The sequence below is a fragment of the Cohaesibacter sp. CAU 1516 genome (genome assembly GCF_005771485.1).
Lineage (GTDB): Bacteria > Pseudomonadota > Alphaproteobacteria > Rhizobiales > Cohaesibacteraceae > Cohaesibacter > Cohaesibacter intestini.
Genome location: NZ_VANT01000001.1, coordinates 952,792 through 969,482 on the forward strand (window position 1 = coordinate 952,792; position 16,691 = coordinate 969,482).

Below are 16,691 nucleotides of genomic sequence, written 5' to 3' on the forward strand. Positions count from 1 at the left end.
GCAACTTATGCGCCTGTTGGGGCAACAAGGACCAATATCGGCCTTGCTGTGCGTCCTCCCTGCAACAAGCTGCAACAATTTGGCATCTGTCGTCCCCGGCTAGTCATCACTCTCGCTCAGGTTCGAGCCGACGGCGATGCGGGCCACCAGATCGGAGAGGGTTTCAAGACTGGTCAGGCTCAATTCGGTGGATTTGGTGGCTTTGAGGGATGCTTCGGGGACCGAGGCGCTGGAGAAACCCAGTTTGGCTGATTCCTTGATCCGGGCAGCGGAATGGGAGACAGGGCGGATGGCTCCCGACAGACTGATCTCGCCAAAATACACCGCCTCGGAGGGCAAAGCCACGCCTGCCAGCGAGGAAACCAGCGCAGCGGCCACTGCCAGGTCGGCCGCCGGTTCGGTGATCTTCATGCCGCCTGCCACATTGAGATAGACGTCGTGACTGGACAGCCGGACACCGCAATGGGCGTCGAGCACGGCCAGTACCATGGCGAGACGGCTGGAATCCCACCCCACCACTGCGCGGCGCGGGGTGCCAAGGGGGGATTGGGCGACAAGGGCCTGAATTTCCACCAGCAACGGGCGCGAGCCTTCCATTCCGGCGAAGACCGCTGCACCCGGTGTCGAAAGGTTGCGCTCACCAAGGAACATGGCGGACGGGTTGGCAACTTGTGACAGGCCGCCCCCGGTCATTTCGAACACACCGATCTCGTCGGTCGGGCCGAAGCGGTTCTTGATGGCCCGCAATATGCGGAACTGATGGCCGGAATCGCCCTCGAAATGCATCACGCCGTCGACCATATGTTCCACAACGCGCGGTCCGGCAATCTGGCCATCCTTGGTGACATGGCCAACGAGGATGACAGCAGCGCCGGTTTGTTTGGCATAGCGAATCATGGCCTGCGCCGAAGCGCGAACCTGTGTGACCGTGCCCGGAGCACTGTCGGCGCTGTCGGTCCAAAGGGTCTGAATGGAATCGATCACCACCATGTCGGGGGCAGGGCCGGAGGTGAGGGTGGCGAGAATGTCTTCCACGCTGGTTTCCGCTGCCAACTGCACTTTTGCCTGCGCGAGACCGAGACGCGAGGCCCGCAGGCGCACCTGATCAATGGCTTCCTCTCCGGAAATATAGACGACTTGGTGACCGCGATGGGTCAGGGCGGCGGAGGCCTGAATGAGCAGGGTGGACTTGCCGATGCCCGGATCGCCACCCAGCAACAGGACGGAGCCTTTGACAAAACCGCCGCCTGTCACCCGGTCCAGCTCGCTGACGCCGGTCTCGATGCGCGGGGCAGGCTGCTCCTGTCCAGACAGAGAAACCAGTTCCACCACCCGGCCTGACTTTCCGCGCACCGTGCGTGGCGAGCCACCAATGCCGGCGCCTTCGACTTCCTCCATGATTGAGTTCCACTCGCCGCAGCTTTCGCACTTTCCCGCCCAGCGGTTGGTGATCGCTCCGCAGGATTGGCAGACGAAGGTGGATTTCTTGCGGGCCATGATGGAGTCCTTGCAGGCTGATTCGAAGCGAAGGGTGGGGCTTAGAGATAGCGACGATAGGCGCGCAGGCCAAGGCTCGTCAGGATTTCATAGCCGATCGTTCCCGCATGGGCGGCCACTTCGTCAACAGCGATGTTTGATCCGAACATTTCCACCAAGGTTCCCGGCTCTGTCAGCTCTTGGGGAATGTCGGTGATGTCGATGATCGTCAGATCCATCGTCACCCGGCCAATGATGGGGGCGCGGTGGCCTGCAATCCAGACTGAAGCGCCCTTCGCCTTGTCCGAGCTGCCTGCGGCACGCAAATAGCCGTCCGCATAGCCGATACACAGGGTGGCAAGGCGGCTTTCACGTTTGGTGACCTCGCAAGCACCATAGCTGACGGACCAGCCTTCAGGCACTTTGCGGGTGGATAAGATGCGGCTTTCAAGGGTGGCGACCGCCTGCATAGGATTGGGTGCCTCATTGATCGCCTGGCCGCCATAAAGCGCGATGCCGGGGCGCAGAAGGTCGAAATGATAGTCGGATCCAAGGAAAATCCCGGCTGAATTGGCAAGGGATGCAGGAATGGTCGGGAAACAGGCTCGGATGGCGCGGAAGCGCTCAAGCTGGTCTTTGTTGAGGGGATGGCTTGGCTCATCGGCACAGGCCAGATGGCTCATGATCAGGGTTACTTCGAAGTTTGGCGGCGTGGCTGCCCAGCGTTCTGACAAGCTGTGGGCGGCCTTCAGGCTCAGCCCCATCCGGTTCATGCCAGTGTCGAAATGCAGTGCACATGGCATCGTTAGCCCCAGTCTTTCGCAATAGGCGTGCCAAAGATCGATCTCTTCGTATGATCCAAGCACGGGGCGCAGGCTGTGGGCACAGATATAGCCAAGCGCTTCGTCGCTATGATCACCAACCAAACCATTCAGAACATAGATGGTGGCGTCTGGCAGCTGTGAGCGGACGCGTTCACCTTCACGCGGATGAGCGACAAAAAAGACCTGGCAGCCTGCCTCTGACAAGGCAATGGCTGCCTGTTCCAGACCGGTGCCATAGGCGTCAGCCTTGATGACAGCAGAACAGGTAGCATGATCGCTTTTGCTGGCGAGAAAACGATAGTTGGCCGCAAGGGCTGCAAGATCAATCGTCAGCAGGCTGCCTGCGGTGGCTTCGCTTGGCGCAGCGGTGAAGGCTATGTGGGTCGAGGGCTGAATTGGCGTTTGGGGCATGGTCGGGTCTTTGCAAAACCGGCTAGAAAAGCGGGCGGAAAAACAGGGACTGAATGCGGTAGCTTGCGCAAAAGCCGCTTGCAACGCAAGGGCTTGTTCGATCTGCCAATGAGCTTTGCACATGGTGCAGAGGCCGCGCCTTGTTTCTGTGCTGCCTTTGTCAATGTTTGACGCTTGCCAAACCCGAGGCAAATTGGTCCGGGCACAGAGACAGCCAAGACCGTCGGACAGACAGTCTCTGACGTCTGTGCCGATCGCGCGGGATTCGCTGCGGTCAGCAGACTGAGATGGCCTATTCGTAGGTATCCGGCAGATAGTCTTCGCGGGCCAAATCGGAGAAGCGGGTGAACTCGCGCTGGAAGGCAACTGGCACGCTACCGGTTGGACCGTGGCGCTGCTTGGCGATCAGGATTTCTGCCTTGCCCATGGCGCGGTCCATTTCGGCCTGCCAGGTGAAATGTTCCTCGGTGCCGGGTTTGGGCTCCATGCGCTCGAGATAATATTCCTCGCGATAGATGAACATCACGACGTCGGCGTCCTGCTCGATGGAGCCGGATTCACGCAAGTCGGCAAGCTGCGGGCGTTTGTCGTCACGGGCTTCCACCTGACGGGAAAGCTGGGAGAGGGCAATGACCGGCACGGCCAGTTCCTTGGCGAGTGCTTTCAGGCCGGTGGTGATCTCGGTGATCTCCTGCACACGGCCCTGTGACGCCTTGGAAGAGGAGCCGCTCAACAGCTGCAAATAGTCGATGATCAGCAGGTCGAGGCCCTTCTGGCGTTTGAGGCGCCGGGCACGGGCGGCCAGCTGGGCGATGGAGATGCCACCGGTCTGGTCAATATGCAACGGTGTGATCTGCATTTCCTGCGCCTTGTGGGCGATGCGGGCAAATTCGTCCTGATCGACTTTACCACGGCGGATCTTTTCAGAGGAGACCATCGCCTGCTCGGCAATCACACGGGTTGCGAGCTGTTCGGCGGACATCTCGAGCGAGAAGAAGCCAACGACACCGCCATTGATGGTTTTCAAAGAGCCGTCTTTTTGCTCTTCGGCGCGATAGGCGCTGGCGACATTGTAGGCGATGTTGGTCACAAGCGAGGTTTTACCCATCGCAGGACGGGCAGCAAGAATGATCAGATCCGAGTGCTGCAAGCCGCCCATCTTCTGGTCGAGATCCTTCAGGCCGGTGGAAATGCCCGACAACTGGCCGTCGCGCTTGTAGGCGGCTTCGGCCATCTCGATGGCTTCGGTCGCGGCGGTGGCAAAGGTAACGAACCCGCCCTTGTCACCACCGGTTTCTGCCAGCTCGAACAGCCGCTTTTCGGCGTCTTCGATCTGTTGCTTGGGCGGGGTGTCAATTGGGGCATCAAAGGCGACATTGACCACGTCGGTGCCGATCTCGATCAGATCGCGGCGGGTCGCCAGATCCATGATCAGCAAACCGAAATCCTCGGCATTGATGATCGAGGTGGCCTGAGAGGCAAGACGCAGCAGATAAATATCAACCGGCATTTCCGCGACCATGTGATCAGCGGGGAAAAAGGTCTTGAGCGTCACTGGAGAGGCGATCTTGCCCGCCCGGATCAGCATCGAGGCCTTTTCATAGATTTCACGCAGATTCGGGTCAAAGAAATGGTGCGGCTTGAGGAAGGACTCTACCCTGTCATAGGTCTGGTTGTTGACCAGAATCGCCCCCAGCAGCTGTTGTTCAGCTTCCAGATTGTGCGGTGCCTGACGGGCAAGGGTCGGCTCATCGCCGTCGCGCTTGGCGGCCATTTCCATGTTTTTCGTGCCTCATTGCTCAAGTGGTTATCTAACTAGACACAGGTCGGATGCAAATTGAAGCGTCTGATAGATGATTCACGGCAATCAACAGACGAAATTTTTCGCCGCCCTTTTTTGCTGGACTCTGATTCGATTTGATTCACGTAAGAGAGAATCGTTTCTAGACCGAATTGACAGTATGATCGGGGCGAATTTACCTCCCGATGGCCTGCCGATAGCGTAACATGCAAAAAGGCCCGGCTTGTGGGCCGGGCCTTGATAGCTTGTGGACGATACGGTGATATCCGTATCGCAGTGCGTCGGACGCGATCTTATTCTTCGTCTTCTGCAGCGGCTTCTTCAGAAGCTTCTTCTGCTTCTTCTTCGCCTTCAATTTCTTCCAGCAGCTCTTCGTCGAGTTCCAGATCTTCTTCGAACTCGAAGTTGTCTTCGTCACGCTCGGTGCGGGACAGATCTTCGCCGGCAGCCTGACGTTCTGCTTCGTCCATGGAACGGGCAACGTTGGCGGAAACAGTCAGTTCGACTTCTGGATGCAGAATGACGGTGACAGCGTGCATGCCGATGGATTTGATCGGACGCTCCAGAGAAATCTGGGTACGGCTGATGGAAACGCCTTCTTCGGTCAGGGCATCTGCCAGATCGCGTGGAGAAACAGAGCCATACATCTGGCCGGTTTCGGACGCGGCGCGGATGATGATGACCGTTTTCTCGCCAATGCGCTCTTTGAGGGCTTCTGCCTCGGATTTTGCTTCGAGGTTGCGGGCTTCCAGCTGGGCGCGCTCGGCTTCAAAACGCTTTTTGTTGGCGTCAGTTGCACGGATGGCTTTGCCTTGAGGCAGCAGGAAGTTGCGGGCATAACCAGTACGTACGGACACGATTTCGCCCATCTGGCCAAGCTTGGCAACGCGTTCAAGCAGAATGACTTCCATTTTGATCTCCATTCACCGGAATTGGATCCGGTCTTTGTTGTGGTCGGGCAAGGCCCAATTTGTTGTCTTTGTTGGATCCCTGAATCTCTATAAGAATGAGGGTCCGGTTCATTGTCGTGAGCGGCGTCGGATTGGATCAATCCGGCTCGCTCTGATCGTCATTCTGTCCGTCTGGTCCATCATTGGATCGGGAGGACAGTCTTCTGGCACGCAGATCCAGCAAAACTTCGGTGGTTCCCAAAATGACCACGAAAAAGCTGATCCACTGAAGGATGATGAGCAGAATATAGGTGACCCAAAGAACGCCGCCCCGGAAGGGATTTCCGACCGTCATGTTGTGAATGACAGACAGGCCAACCAGCAACAGGACTGCACCGAAACAGGAGGCGACGATCTGCGCCAGGACGCCTGACAGGTCCGGCAGCACGAAGAGGCCAATGAGGGCGGCAAGGAAGATATAAGCCCCGACCGGCGGGAGCGTCAGCCAATGCAGGCCCGGCCACGGGCGGGCGAGCCGACCTGATTTGTGCACCACCTTGCCTGCAATATAAAGATTGGTTGCCATGCTGAAGACCAGCATCAGGGCCGATGCCGTGGGCGCCATGCGGCCAACCAGCTGCACCAGACCGTCGAGGTCCACCCCAGCGTCGGCGAACTGACCGCCGTCATAGATCTGTTTAACCAGCGTGGAGATGGCATCCATGTAGGTATCGAGGCTGAAGCCAAACGGCACGAACATGGCCAGCGTCGCGACGGCTGCGAAGCCCGCGATCCACATCAACAGGCGAGAGAGCGGATAAAAGAAAACCTCGCCAGTGTGTTCATCGACACGGCTCAAGCTGGCAAGATGGCAGATCCACCAGGCAGGCAGGCTGGTCAGAAGTGCAAACAGCAAACCGGCCAGAGGGCTGATCATCAAAGCTGTGGTGACGCCAGAGGTGAGGGCGGCAATAAGACCGGCAAAGTTGCCCCAGCCAAGCGAGGCGATCATCAGCGGTAGAGGAGCGGCAAGAACCAGCAGAAAGCCAAGACCAAAAATACCACCGGCATAACCGGAGATATTCAAAAGGGTTGTGCAGAAGCCTGCAACAATGGCGATGGGAAGATAGTGGTTCATTCTTTTGCTGTCCCGCTGACCGTTCGGTCTCTGGTGGCGGTTAGAGGCAGGTCGCGATGCCATACCCCAACGATCACATTGTTGTTTCTCTCAGGGAGAGAGGCGAAGGGCGGTTATCCGTCCTTCGCGAATGTCTGTCTCTCAGCGATTAGCTGATGACATAAGGCAGAAGGCCGAGGAAACGAGCGCGTTTGATGGCACGGGCCAGCTCACGCTGTTTCTTGGCAGAAACTGCCGTGATACGGGAAGGAACAATCTTGCCGCGCTCGGAAATGTAGCGCTGCAGAAGACGGATATCCTTGTAATCAATTTTCGGTGCATTATCGCCGGAGAAAGGGCAAGTTTTGCGACGACGGAAAAATGGACGACGTGCTCCAGACATGGTTCTTGCTCCTCTTACTCAGCTGCAGATTCTTCGCGGCGTGGACGACGTGGGCCACGATCCGGACGATCACCGCGATCACCACGAGGACCGCCACGGCGGTCATCACGATCACGCTTCTGCATCATTGCAGACTGATCTTCTTCATGTTCTTCAACGCGAATGGTCATGAAACGCATGACATCTTCGTTGAGGCGCATCTGACGTTCCATTTCAGCAACGGTGTCAGATTGTGCGTCGATGTTCATCAGAACATAGTGTGCTTTGCGGTTTTTGTTGATGCGGTATGCGATCGACCGCAGACCCCAGAATTCAACCTTGCCGACGGTGCCGCCAGCTTCGGAGATCAGGGTTTTATATTGCTCTACCAGAGACTCAACCTGCTGCTGAGAAATATCCTGGCGAGCAAGGAAAACGTGCTCGTACAGCGCCATTGTTCCTGCCTTGTCTATCAAGTTAATGTTCATCAGTCTGGCTGGCGCAAAGCCTCCAAAAAGCCTCAGACAAGGCTCTTTTGAGAATAAACCGCTTTATAGAGCGAAGACACCGGAAGGCGGGAAACATGCTCCCTACCAAAGCCAGAAACTCTGAATGCGGTCGATTCCGCAAGGAATTCAGGCAATAGTCTTCCGTTCAGCCCTCGGCCTCGCCAAGCTGATTGGCGCTTTATAGCGGAAAATCTGGGATGTGCAAGGCAAAAATGGGGTGATTCTGCCCGTTGTTCGGAAAAGCTGCCCTCTTGATCTGGTTGGTTCTGCTTTTGTCAGGCAAATTGTCAATTGTTGTAAAAAGCGGTGAATTTGATTACGTTACGTAATGTCATGTGGAATTTTGACTGAAGATGGGGGCTGTGAAGCCCGGAATAAAGTCTAATTTGGCAAGTTTTTGCGTTGCGCGCGCTGCGTGCTCTTGACTCTTTCGTCTAATAAAGCCAAATGCGTGGAAGGTTGTCACAGACGCGTCAAAGTGACTGGAAAAGCGCGCGGAACAGTTGGATTCCGATAGGCCTATCCGGTGAGCGTCTCTTGCTCGGCCCTGTCCAATATGAAAAAGGGCTGGCGGATGTCAGTAAACAAACGTACGTTGAAGAATGTGCGTCCTTTAGGTGTTTGAGGTTGGAAACGCAATGAAGAAAATCGCTTTTACATTCCCTGGTCAGGGCAGTCAGACTGTCGGCATGGGCAAGGCGCTGGCAGATGAATATTCTGTTGCGCGCGCTGTTTTTGAAGAAGTCGACGATGCGCTTGGTGAAAAGCTGTCCGACATCATGTGGAATGGTCCGGCCGAGACGCTGACCCTGACCCGCAATGCCCAGCCAGCTCTGATGGCCACGTCCATCGCCGCATTTCGCGTGCTTGAAGAACGTGGTCTCGTTCTGGCTGACAAGGTCTCCTATGTTGCCGGTCACTCTCTGGGTGAATATTCCGCGCTGGCTGCTTCTGGCGCGTTGAGCCTGTCCGATACCGCACGCCTTCTTCGCATCCGTGGTGACGCGATGCAACAGGCCGTGCCTGTCGGTGAGGGCGCCATGGCTGCGATCATCGGCATGGACATCGACGATGTCAAAGAAGTTGCCGATTCTGCCTCCGAAGGTGAAGTCTGTCAGGTTGCCAACGACAACTCCGCCGGTCAGGTTGTTCTCTCCGGTGTGAAGGCCGCGATTGAGCGTGCGACCCGTCTGGCGCGGGAAAAAGGTGCCAAGCGCGCTTTGCTGCTGCCGGTGAGTGCTCCGTTCCACTGCGCCCTGATGGCCCCTGCTGCTGACGTGATGTCTCAGGCTCTGGCCAAGGCGACCATCAACCAGCCGGTTGTTCCGCTGATTGCCAACGTTCTGGCTGGTCCGGTTAGCGATCCGGAAGCCATTCGTCGTCATCTGGTCGAGCAGGTCACTGGCATGGTGCGCTGGTCTGAATCCATCTCCTGGCTGGCTTCCAACGGCGTGAGCACACTTTATGAAGTTGGTGCTGGCAAGGTGCTGTCCGGTCTGGCGCGGCGCATTGCGAGAGGTGTTGAAACCATCAATGTTGGCGAACTGACTGATATTGACGCAGCAATGCTGAAATTGGCCTAAAGGCCATTTGAAACATATAAAAACAAACATACATGTCCTGTCGTGAGAGATCATTTTGAAAAGAGGAAGACAGGATTGATCGACCCAGTCTCAGGGAGTTCAGAACCGCAGCGTTGGTTCTGAACTCCTTTCAAGTCGTTGTTTCTGGCTGGTATTCTTGATGATCTGGTGTCAAGCGGGTCGATCCAGGAGGAAGAAGAGAATGTTTGATTTGAGCGGGAAATGTGCACTTGTTACCGGTGCAAGTGGCGGCATTGGCGAATCCATCGCTGCTGCATTGCATGCACAGGGTGCCACAGTTGCTCTTTCCGGTACGCGCGTTGAAGTGCTCCAATCTGTTGCAGAGAAGTTGGGTGGAGAGCGGGTTTTCGTTACGCCAGCCAACTTGTCTGATGCAGATTCGATTGCTTCACTGGTGAAAGACGCCGAAGGCGCGATGGGCCAGATTGATATTCTGATCAACAATGCTGGCATTACCCGTGACGGTTTGTTCATGCGTATGAAGGACGAAGACTGGGAGCAGGTGCTCAACGTCAATCTGACTTCTGCAATGCGTCTGTCACGCGCGGTGCTGCGCGGCATGATGAAGCGCCGCAATGGCCGCATCATCGGCATCACCTCGATTGTTGGCGTGACTGGCAATGCGGGTCAGGGCAATTATGCGGCTGCCAAGGCCGGCATGATCGGCATGACCAAATCTTTGGCGCAGGAAGTTGCCAACCGTGGCATCACGGCCAATTGCATTGCGCCGGGCTTCATCAAGACGGCAATGACCGATAAGCTGAACGAGAAACAGCAGGAAGCCATCAATGCTTCCATTCCGGCGTCCCGGATGGGCACACCAGAAGAAATTGCTGCAGCGGCGGTGTATCTTGCCAGCGAAGAAGCAGCCTACATCACGGGTCAGACCCTGCATGTCAATGGCGGCATGGCTATGATCTGAAAGAAGACCGGTCCGGGCAAATTGCTTAGGAATCGGTCTTCTCTATTGCTATTTTTGCATCCCGGTTCACATCATGTATGGCATGGAATCGGAATGCATCGGGGAAGAAGGGGATTGGTTGATCTGTCCCTTGTTTGATAGCCTTCTGCCCTGAAAAAGACTTGGGATGATCGGGACTTTTGGCTCTTAGAGCAAATACAGAGCTTCTCAAGCGCAAGAAAGTGTGTTACGAACCGCGCGAATTCCGGGGTAAGCCAAGGGTTTTGGCCGATTTGGAAGTGGTTTGACGGCCAGGTGCTCGCGACAATTGATCTTTTCGATCCTGTGGGCCAGTTGGCGGTGTACGCAATCGGGAAAGTTTTGTCAGGTTTTGCCTCTCAGGACTTTTTTCCCACCGGGGCTCTCTCGCAAGACTTTTGTCAGTCGAGAAGCCATAAGCCAATGAAACAAGGCGCTGTCCTGACGCAAAAAACATGAAATGCGATCAGGTGGAGCTTTAGATCGATTGACAAATTTGAGGAAGAAACATGAGCGATATCGCTGAACGCGTAAAAAAAATCGTGATCGAACATCTCGGTGTAGAAGCTGAAAAAGTGACCGACACTGCAAGCTTCATCGACGATCTGGGTGCAGACAGCCTGGACACCGTTGAGCTGGTTATGGCTTTCGAAGAAGAATTCGGCACCGAAATTCCAGACGATGCTGCTGAAACCATCCAGACCGTTGGCGACGCTGTCTCCTTCCTGACCAAAGCTGCTGGCTAATGGCTTTGGTTGGACCTGATCGCTGAGATCGGGATCAATTGGATTGAAAACCGGAAGGTGCGCATGCTCCTTCCGGTTTTTTTGTATCTGGAGGAATCAGATTTGTTGCCCTACAGCTTTAAAAGGGTTCAAGGGATCTTGTGTGATTTTCTGTAGGGGGAAGTGTATAACCGGGTTGCAGAAAGCTGTGCTTGCTGCATTGTGTTGCCGTGCTGGAGGGGGCTGAGGGCATTCAAGGGTGTGTGTCCAACTGGAATAAGTGTCGAAAAAGGCTTACTTCTGCGTTTTTTTGCGCTAATAGATTGTGAAATAACACTCGCCACCGGTTCTGTTCCCGATGAGGCGAGATCACGAACAAAAGGATCGGAGACTAAGGATGAGACGAGTTGTCGTAACCGGTTTGGGAACCGTGAGCCCGTTGGGTGCCAATGTGGAAACGACGTGGTCCAATATTCTGGCGGGGAAAAGTGGTGCAAAGCGCGTTGCTGGCTTCGAGTTCGAAGATCTGGCCTGTCAAATTGCCTGCCAGTTGCCGTTTGGGGATGGTACCAATGGCACTTTCAATCCTGATACTGTCATGCCTCCGAAAGAACAGCGCAAGGTCGATCCTTTCATCGTTTATGCAATTGCTGCAGCAGAAGAAGCGTTGGCTGATGCCAATTGGAAGCCGGAAAGCTATGAAGACCAGATCGCAACCGGAGTGGTGATCGGGTCCGGCATTGGCGGCCTGTTGGGAATAGAAGCCGCTGCCTACGATCTGCAGGAGAAGGGGCCTCGCCGGATCAGTCCGTTCTTCATTCCCGGTCGCCTGATCAATCTGGCCTCTGGCTATGTTTCCATCCGCAACGGCCTGAAGGGTCCGAACCACTCGGTGGTCACGGCTTGTTCGACCGGGGCCCATGCCATCGGCGATGCTGGTCGTATGATTGCCCTTGGGGACGCGGATGTGATGGTGGCTGGTGGCACCGAAAGCCCGATTGGCCGTCTGTCTCTGGCCGGCTTTGCTGCTTGTCGGGCTTTGTCGACCCACTTCAATGATCGGCCGGAGATAGCTTCCCGTCCGTATGACAAGGATCGCGATGGATTCGTCATGGGAGAGGGCGCTGGCGTCGTCGTGCTTGAAGAGTATGAACATGCCAAGGCGCGCGGTGCGAAAATCTATGCCGAGCTGATTGGCTATGGCATGTCTGGTGATGCCCACCATATCACGGCTCCCGCCGAGGATGGGGACGGGGCTTATCGCTGCATGAGTGCTGCGATGAAACGGGCTGGCATCACGGCGGACCAGATCGACTATGTCAACGCGCATGGCACATCGACACCATTGGGTGACGAGATCGAATTGCGGGCGATTGAGCGTCTGGTCGGTGATGCTGCTGACGGGTTGACCATGTCCTCGACCAAATCGGCGGTTGGTCATCTTCTGGGTGCTGCCGGCTCGCTGGAGGCGATCTTTACCTCGCTGGCGATCCGTGATCAGATTGCACCGCCAACGCTCAATCTTGACAATCCGTCGGTTGAAACGAAGATCGATCTTGTGCCGCACAAGGCCAAGAAGATGGAAATCAAGGTGGCGTTGTCCAACTCCTTCGGATTTGGGGGCACCAATGCCTCGCTTATTCTGAAAGCGCCTGACTAGGGTTCATTGCCTGACACTGCGACGAGAGGCGGTCATCGACCGTCTCTTTTTTGCCATGAAGACTGCTTAGAGCCTTGCTGACTGACTGGAGACTGGTTGCATGCCAGACTTCAAAACGGCAAGGTGCCCCGTACGACGCCGGGTCTTGGACCAATGCCAATTGGCCCGGCGAAGCACAGTTTATTGACTTGAGGCTGATATGGTTGAAGACACCAAAGACAAGGACGAACTGCCCAAGGATGGTGCCGGTAAAACCGAGAACATCGAAGATGGCCAAAAAGCCAATGAGCCTGAGGCGGTAAGCAAGGCTGACAAGGATCAGGGCGAGACAACCGGCAGTGATGCTCCATCAAAGACAGATGCAGATGCAAGTGTGAGTGCAAAGGCTGATGCTGCGCAGGAGAAAGCCGACGAGGCTGCGTCAACAGATGAGGCCCAGACTAAGTCTGACAATGAGGCCAAGGTTGAGTCCAAGTCCGAGCCTGTCAGCAAGGTGGATCCCGAGCCAGTCAAGCCTGCGTCGAGTGATGATGGGCAACTGAAAGCGCCACGCAGTGCGCGTCAGGCAATTGAGCCGGAAACCCCGCCACCACCACCGACCCGGTCAAAAGCTGTGCGCCATCCGGTCGTGGTGTTTTTGAATTTTGTCGTTACTGTCGTGCTGCTTGGTGTTCTGACCGTTGCGGGACTGCTTTACTATGGCAAGCAGACCTTCATCGAAGAAGGGCCGTTGACTCAGGAGAAAACGGTTCTGGTCAGCCGCGGTACGGGGCTTGCGACCATTGCCAGTATTCTTGAGCAGGAAAATATCATCAGTGACAAGACGGTGTTCGAGTATGGGGTCAAGGCATACCAGCAGCAGGCGAATCTGAAGGCCGGGGAATATCTGTTCAATCCGGGCATTTCAATGCATCAGGTGATGAATGTTCTGACCTCGGGTAAATCGATCCTGCATTCGATCACCATTCCCGAAGGCTATACGTCCTATCAGGTGCATGCTCTGCTGGAAAAGGATTCGGTGCTTGTCGGTGATCTCGGAGAGGTGCCTGCAGAAGGATCGATCCTGCCGGAAACCTACAAATTCTCACGTGGCACCACGCGCGCAGACATGCTCAAGCGGATGATGGATGCCCATACAAGGGCGGTCGATGAAATCTGGGCCCGCCGGACCTCTGATCTGCCACTCAAGGACAAGCAGGAAATGGTGACGCTGGCTTCGATCGTCGAGAAAGAGACGGGGATGGCCGGAGAGCGCACGCGTGTCGCCGGGGTGTTTGTCAATCGCCTGAACAAGGGCATGAAGCTGCAAACGGACCCGACCGTCATTTATGGCATTTTCGGCGGCAAGGGCAAGCCATCCGGTCGCCCGATCTTCCGCTCCGATCTCGATAAGAAGACGCCTTACAACACCTATCAGATCGAGGGGTTGCCACCGGGGCCGATTGCCAATCCGGGGCGTGCGGCTCTGGAGGCCGTGGCCAATCCAAGCCGCACCAAGGATCTCTTCTTTGTGGCTGATGGCACAGGCGGTCATGCTTTTGCCGAAACACTGGCCGAGCATAATCGCAACGTCAAACGGTGGCGGCAGTTGGAGAGTCAGCGGATTGATGCACAGAAAAAGGCCGGGGAAGCAGACGCTTCGGCCAACTGATCCGCCTTTGCTGACGAGCAGATATAAAGGGGGCGTCTCATTTAAGGCGCCCTTTTTCGTGGGCTTGTCGCTCACCTTGTTGATACCTCGCAGAAGTGGATGCTGCGCGTCGCTTTTGCCTGTCGGACGCTTGACATGGTGGGGGCTGGGTCAGAATGTAGGGCAAATTTCAGAAGGCTCATGTGCGGTTCATCGCTTGGGGCCATGTCAGGGAAAATGACGATGACGCTTGTAAGCATGACCGGATTCACACGGGCCAGTGGTGCAGTGGAAGGCTATAGCTGGACCTGGGAAATCAAAACGGTGAATGGCAAGGGGTTGGATTTGCGCCTGCGCTTGCCTAACGGGTTTGACGATCTTGACCGCCCGGTTCGTAATCTGGTGTCTCAACGGTTGGCGCGTGGATCCTGCTTTGTGACCTTGACCGTGCAAACCGATGCGGTCGGTCAGACTTTGCAGGTCAATCAGAATGTGCTGGACGCTGTGCTCGACGCTATGGCGCTGGTCGAAGGCAAGCTGGATGTCAAAAAGCCGAGTCTTGATGGCATTTTGGCGATCAGGGGTGTGCTTGAGCCGGTTGAAAAGGAAGAGAGCGAAGAAGAGCGTGCAGCTCTGGTTGCCGCCTTGCTGGAAAGCTGCGAAGCCGCTGTGGCGGATCTTGATGCCTCTCGCCGCAGCGAAGGGGCGATGCTTGATGAGATTGTTCGCCAGCGGGTGGATGAAATTGAGGCTCTGACAAAACAGGCCGAAGACTGTCCGGCCCGGACTGCTGACGCCATTCGTGTGAAATTGCGCGCCCAGATCGACCGGATTGTTGAAAGCGACAAGGGCTTTGACGAGGATCGTCTCTATCAGGAAGCCGTATTGTTGGCTGGCAAGGCGGATATTCGCGAGGAGCTTGATCGACTGTATGCGCACTGCGCCGCAGCTCGGGCTTTGCTGGATGAGGGCAAGCCGGTGGGCCGCAAACTCGATTTTCTGGCGCAGGAATTCAACCGCGAGGCCAATACGCTGTGCTCCAAATCGAACGACACCAGTCTGACGGCAATCGGCCTTGACCTGAAGGCCACCATCGAGCAACTGCGCGAGCAGATCCAGAATGTGGAGTGAAGAAGCATGTCCAATCCAACCATGATCCGTCGCGGCCTGATGCTGGTGCTGTCTTCGCCGTCAGGGGCAGGTAAATCGACCATTTGTCGTCACTTGCTCGATAGCGACCGCAATTTGCACATTTCGGTTTCCGCTACCACGCGGGCCAAACGCGGCAGTGAAATTGACGGGGTGCATTATCATTTCACCTCCGAGCGGCAGTTCCATGCCATGCGTGAACGGGGTGACCTGCTGGAATGGGCAGAGGTTCATTCAAACTTTTACGGCACGCCCCGTGATCCGGTCGAGGAAGCCTTGTCGCAAGGGCGCGATGTGCTGTTTGACATAGACTGGCAGGGCACCTTGCAGCTGAAGAAAGCGGCCCGCAAGGATGTTGTGTCGATCTTCATCCTGCCGCCCTCCATGGCAGAGCTGAAAAGCCGTCTGGTGCGCCGGGCTGAAGATGCTGAGGATGTCATTGCCCGCCGTCTGGAAAATGCCAAGATCGAGATCAGCCACTGGGACGAATATGATTATGTGATCGTCAATGATGATCTGGAAAAGGCCTTCAAGGCGGTTACCTCCATCGTCGAGGCAGAGCGGCATCGGCGCGAGCGGGTCATTGGCGCGCGGACCTTTGTTGACGATATGCTGAACAAGAGCTGATCCATTGGCTTAGCAATGAAAAAGGGTGCCACAGTCGATTGTGGCACCCTTTTTTGTTTCGGATCAGCTTTGCTTCATCGCCTCGAAGATATTGGCTAGATCAACGAAGCCTTCGATGGATACGGTTTCGGCCCGCTGGGTTGGCTCAAGGCCTGCCTGTTCGATCAGGGCCATTTGGTCCACCCCGAGGCTTTTGAGGCTCTGGCGCAGCATTTTGCGGCGCTGCCCGAACGCCGCGGCGGTCACCTGTTCAAGATATTTGAGCTTGCAGGGCAGGGGATTGGCCTTGGGCGTGAGGTGCACGATCGCAGAGGTCACCTTGGGCGGTGGATTGAAGGCCTCACGGGATACATCGAACAATTTCTCTGCATGACAACGCCATCCGGCGATGATGCCGAGGCGGCCATAGGCCTTGTCCTGCTCGGTCGCAATGATCCGTTCGGCGACTTCCTTCTGGAACATCAAGGTAAGTGAGTCATAGAAGGGCGGCCAAGGGTCCTGCTCGAGCCAGTGAAGCAGCAACTGCGTGCCGACATTATAGGGCAGGTTGGCAACAATACGGACCGGGCTTTCGGGCACCAGCTCTCGCATATCGACCTTCAAGGCATCGCCCTGAATGACTTCGAGACGGTCCGGGTAATGATCGGAAATTTCGGCCAATGCACTCATGGCGCGGGGGTCCATCTCGATGGCGATGACCTTTTTGGCACCTTCATGCAGCAAAGCGCGGGTCAAGCCGCCGGGGCCGGGACCGACCTCAATGACCGTATGGTTGGAAAGGTCCCCTGCCGCACGGGCAATGCGGCAGGTGAGATTGAGATCGAACAGGAAATTCTGACCAAGGCTCTTTTTCGCTCTGAGGTCATGCTTGTCTACGACCTCACGGAGTGGCGGTAGATTGTCGATTTGTGCCATGGGTCTTGTGGGCTTTCCTGCATGCTGACCG

15 protein-coding genes are annotated in these 16,691 nt (G+C 56.1%); 7 read left to right on the forward strand and 8 right to left on the reverse strand.

From position 1 onward, the window contains the following. Positions 1-99: 99 nt before the first annotated feature. From radA to rpsF, 7 genes are all read right to left on the reverse strand, one after another. Positions 100-1,497 carry a DNA repair protein RadA gene (gene radA, locus FDK21_RS04455; protein WP_114008996.1) on the reverse strand — a complete coding sequence of 466 codons (1,398 nt, stop codon included), beginning with the start codon at positions 1,495-1,497 and terminating at the stop codon, positions 100-102. Positions 1,498-1,538: 41 nt separating this feature from the next. Beyond that, a complete protein-coding gene (gene alr, locus FDK21_RS04460) occupies positions 1,539-2,711 on the reverse strand; it encodes an alanine racemase (RefSeq protein ID WP_138147620.1) in 1,173 nt (390 codons plus the stop codon). Between the two features lie 292 nt (positions 2,712-3,003). Further along, on the reverse strand, positions 3,004-4,491 hold the full coding sequence (locus FDK21_RS04465; RefSeq protein ID WP_114008994.1) for a replicative DNA helicase: 1,488 nt from the start codon (positions 4,489-4,491) through the stop codon (positions 3,004-3,006). Positions 4,492-4,805: 314 nt separating this feature from the next. Next, entirely contained in the window at positions 4,806-5,423 is a 618-nt protein-coding gene (gene rplI / locus FDK21_RS04470; RefSeq protein ID WP_114009652.1) for a 50S ribosomal protein L9, read from the reverse strand. Between the two features lie 136 nt (positions 5,424-5,559). Continuing rightward, the gene (locus FDK21_RS04475; protein WP_171021940.1) at positions 5,560-6,540 is read right to left on the reverse strand and encodes a DUF2232 domain-containing protein; all 981 of its coding nucleotides are present in this window, start codon (positions 6,538-6,540) and stop codon (positions 5,560-5,562) included. A gap of 148 nt (positions 6,541-6,688) precedes the next feature. After that, entirely contained in the window at positions 6,689-6,922 is a 234-nt protein-coding gene (rpsR, locus tag FDK21_RS04480; RefSeq protein ID WP_114008992.1) for a 30S ribosomal protein S18, read from the reverse strand. 14 nt (positions 6,923-6,936) lie between these two features. Next, positions 6,937-7,356 (reverse strand): 30S ribosomal protein S6, encoded by a 420-nt coding sequence (gene rpsF, locus FDK21_RS04485; RefSeq protein ID WP_138147622.1) that lies wholly within the window; start codon positions 7,354-7,356, stop codon positions 6,937-6,939. 692 nt (positions 7,357-8,048) lie between these two features. Here rpsF and fabD point away from each other — a divergent pair. From fabD to gmk, 7 genes are all read left to right on the forward strand, one after another. Further along, positions 8,049-8,993 carry an ACP S-malonyltransferase gene (fabD, locus tag FDK21_RS04490; protein WP_114008990.1) on the forward strand — a complete coding sequence of 315 codons (945 nt, stop codon included), beginning with the start codon at positions 8,049-8,051 and terminating at the stop codon, positions 8,991-8,993. A 202-nt stretch (positions 8,994-9,195) separates the two neighbouring features. Further along, positions 9,196-9,936: a 3-oxoacyl-[acyl-carrier-protein] reductase gene (gene fabG / locus FDK21_RS04495; RefSeq protein ID WP_114008989.1), complete on the forward strand. Its 741-nt coding sequence runs from the start codon at positions 9,196-9,198 to the stop codon at positions 9,934-9,936. Positions 9,937-10,463: 527 nt separating this feature from the next. Then, positions 10,464-10,700, forward strand: a complete 237-nt coding sequence (locus FDK21_RS04500; RefSeq protein ID WP_114008988.1) for an acyl carrier protein — start codon at positions 10,464-10,466, stop codon at positions 10,698-10,700. Between the two features lie 376 nt (positions 10,701-11,076). Next, on the forward strand, positions 11,077-12,339 hold the full coding sequence (gene fabF / locus FDK21_RS04505; protein WP_138147623.1) for a beta-ketoacyl-ACP synthase II: 1,263 nt from the start codon (positions 11,077-11,079) through the stop codon (positions 12,337-12,339). Between the two features lie 199 nt (positions 12,340-12,538). Continuing rightward, on the forward strand, positions 12,539-13,990 hold the full coding sequence (mltG, locus tag FDK21_RS04510; protein WP_138147624.1) for an endolytic transglycosylase MltG: 1,452 nt from the start codon (positions 12,539-12,541) through the stop codon (positions 13,988-13,990). Between the two features lie 222 nt (positions 13,991-14,212). Beyond that, positions 14,213-15,100, forward strand: a complete 888-nt coding sequence (locus FDK21_RS04515; protein ID WP_138147625.1) for a YicC/YloC family endoribonuclease — start codon at positions 14,213-14,215, stop codon at positions 15,098-15,100. Positions 15,101-15,106: 6 nt separating this feature from the next. Next, a complete protein-coding gene (gene gmk, locus FDK21_RS04520) occupies positions 15,107-15,745 on the forward strand; it encodes a guanylate kinase (protein WP_138147626.1) in 639 nt (212 codons plus the stop codon). 63 nt (positions 15,746-15,808) lie between these two features. On the opposite strand, the gene rsmA is transcribed toward gmk, so the two are convergent. After that, positions 15,809-16,660, reverse strand: coding sequence for a 16S rRNA (adenine(1518)-N(6)/adenine(1519)-N(6))-dimethyltransferase RsmA (gene rsmA / locus FDK21_RS04525; RefSeq protein ID WP_138147627.1), 852 nt, complete (start codon positions 16,658-16,660; stop codon positions 15,809-15,811). Between the last annotated feature and the right edge of the window lie 31 nt (positions 16,661-16,691).

Excerpts from the sequence above, each read along its gene's own strand:
- radA (WP_114008996.1), bottom strand. The coding sequence starts at position 1,497 with ATGGCCCGCAAGAAATCCACCTTCGTCTGCCAATCCTGCGGAGCGATC.
- alr (WP_138147620.1), bottom strand. The coding sequence starts at position 2,711 with ATGCCCCAAACGCCAATTCAGCCCTCGACCCACATAGCCTTCACCGCT.
- FDK21_RS04465 (WP_114008994.1), bottom strand. The coding sequence starts at position 4,491 with ATGGAAATGGCCGCCAAGCGCGACGGCGATGAGCCGACCCTTGCCCGT.
- rplI (WP_114009652.1), bottom strand. The coding sequence starts at position 5,423 with ATGGAAGTCATTCTGCTTGAACGCGTTGCCAAGCTTGGCCAGATGGGC.
- FDK21_RS04475 (WP_171021940.1), bottom strand. The coding sequence starts at position 6,540 with ATGAACCACTATCTTCCCATCGCCATTGTTGCAGGCTTCTGCACAACC.
- rpsR (WP_114008992.1), bottom strand. The coding sequence starts at position 6,922 with ATGTCTGGAGCACGTCGTCCATTTTTCCGTCGTCGCAAAACTTGCCCT.
- rpsF (WP_138147622.1), bottom strand. The coding sequence starts at position 7,356 with ATGGCGCTGTACGAGCACGTTTTCCTTGCTCGCCAGGATATTTCTCAG.
- fabD (WP_114008990.1), top strand. The coding sequence starts at position 8,049 with ATGAAGAAAATCGCTTTTACATTCCCTGGTCAGGGCAGTCAGACTGTC.
- fabG (WP_114008989.1), top strand. The coding sequence starts at position 9,196 with ATGTTTGATTTGAGCGGGAAATGTGCACTTGTTACCGGTGCAAGTGGC.
- FDK21_RS04500 (WP_114008988.1), top strand. The coding sequence starts at position 10,464 with ATGAGCGATATCGCTGAACGCGTAAAAAAAATCGTGATCGAACATCTC.
- fabF (WP_138147623.1), top strand. The coding sequence starts at position 11,077 with ATGAGACGAGTTGTCGTAACCGGTTTGGGAACCGTGAGCCCGTTGGGT.
- mltG (WP_138147624.1), top strand. The coding sequence starts at position 12,539 with ATGGTTGAAGACACCAAAGACAAGGACGAACTGCCCAAGGATGGTGCC.
- FDK21_RS04515 (WP_138147625.1), top strand. The coding sequence starts at position 14,213 with ATGACGCTTGTAAGCATGACCGGATTCACACGGGCCAGTGGTGCAGTG.
- gmk (WP_138147626.1), top strand. The coding sequence starts at position 15,107 with ATGTCCAATCCAACCATGATCCGTCGCGGCCTGATGCTGGTGCTGTCT.
- rsmA (WP_138147627.1), bottom strand. The coding sequence starts at position 16,660 with ATGGCACAAATCGACAATCTACCGCCACTCCGTGAGGTCGTAGACAAG.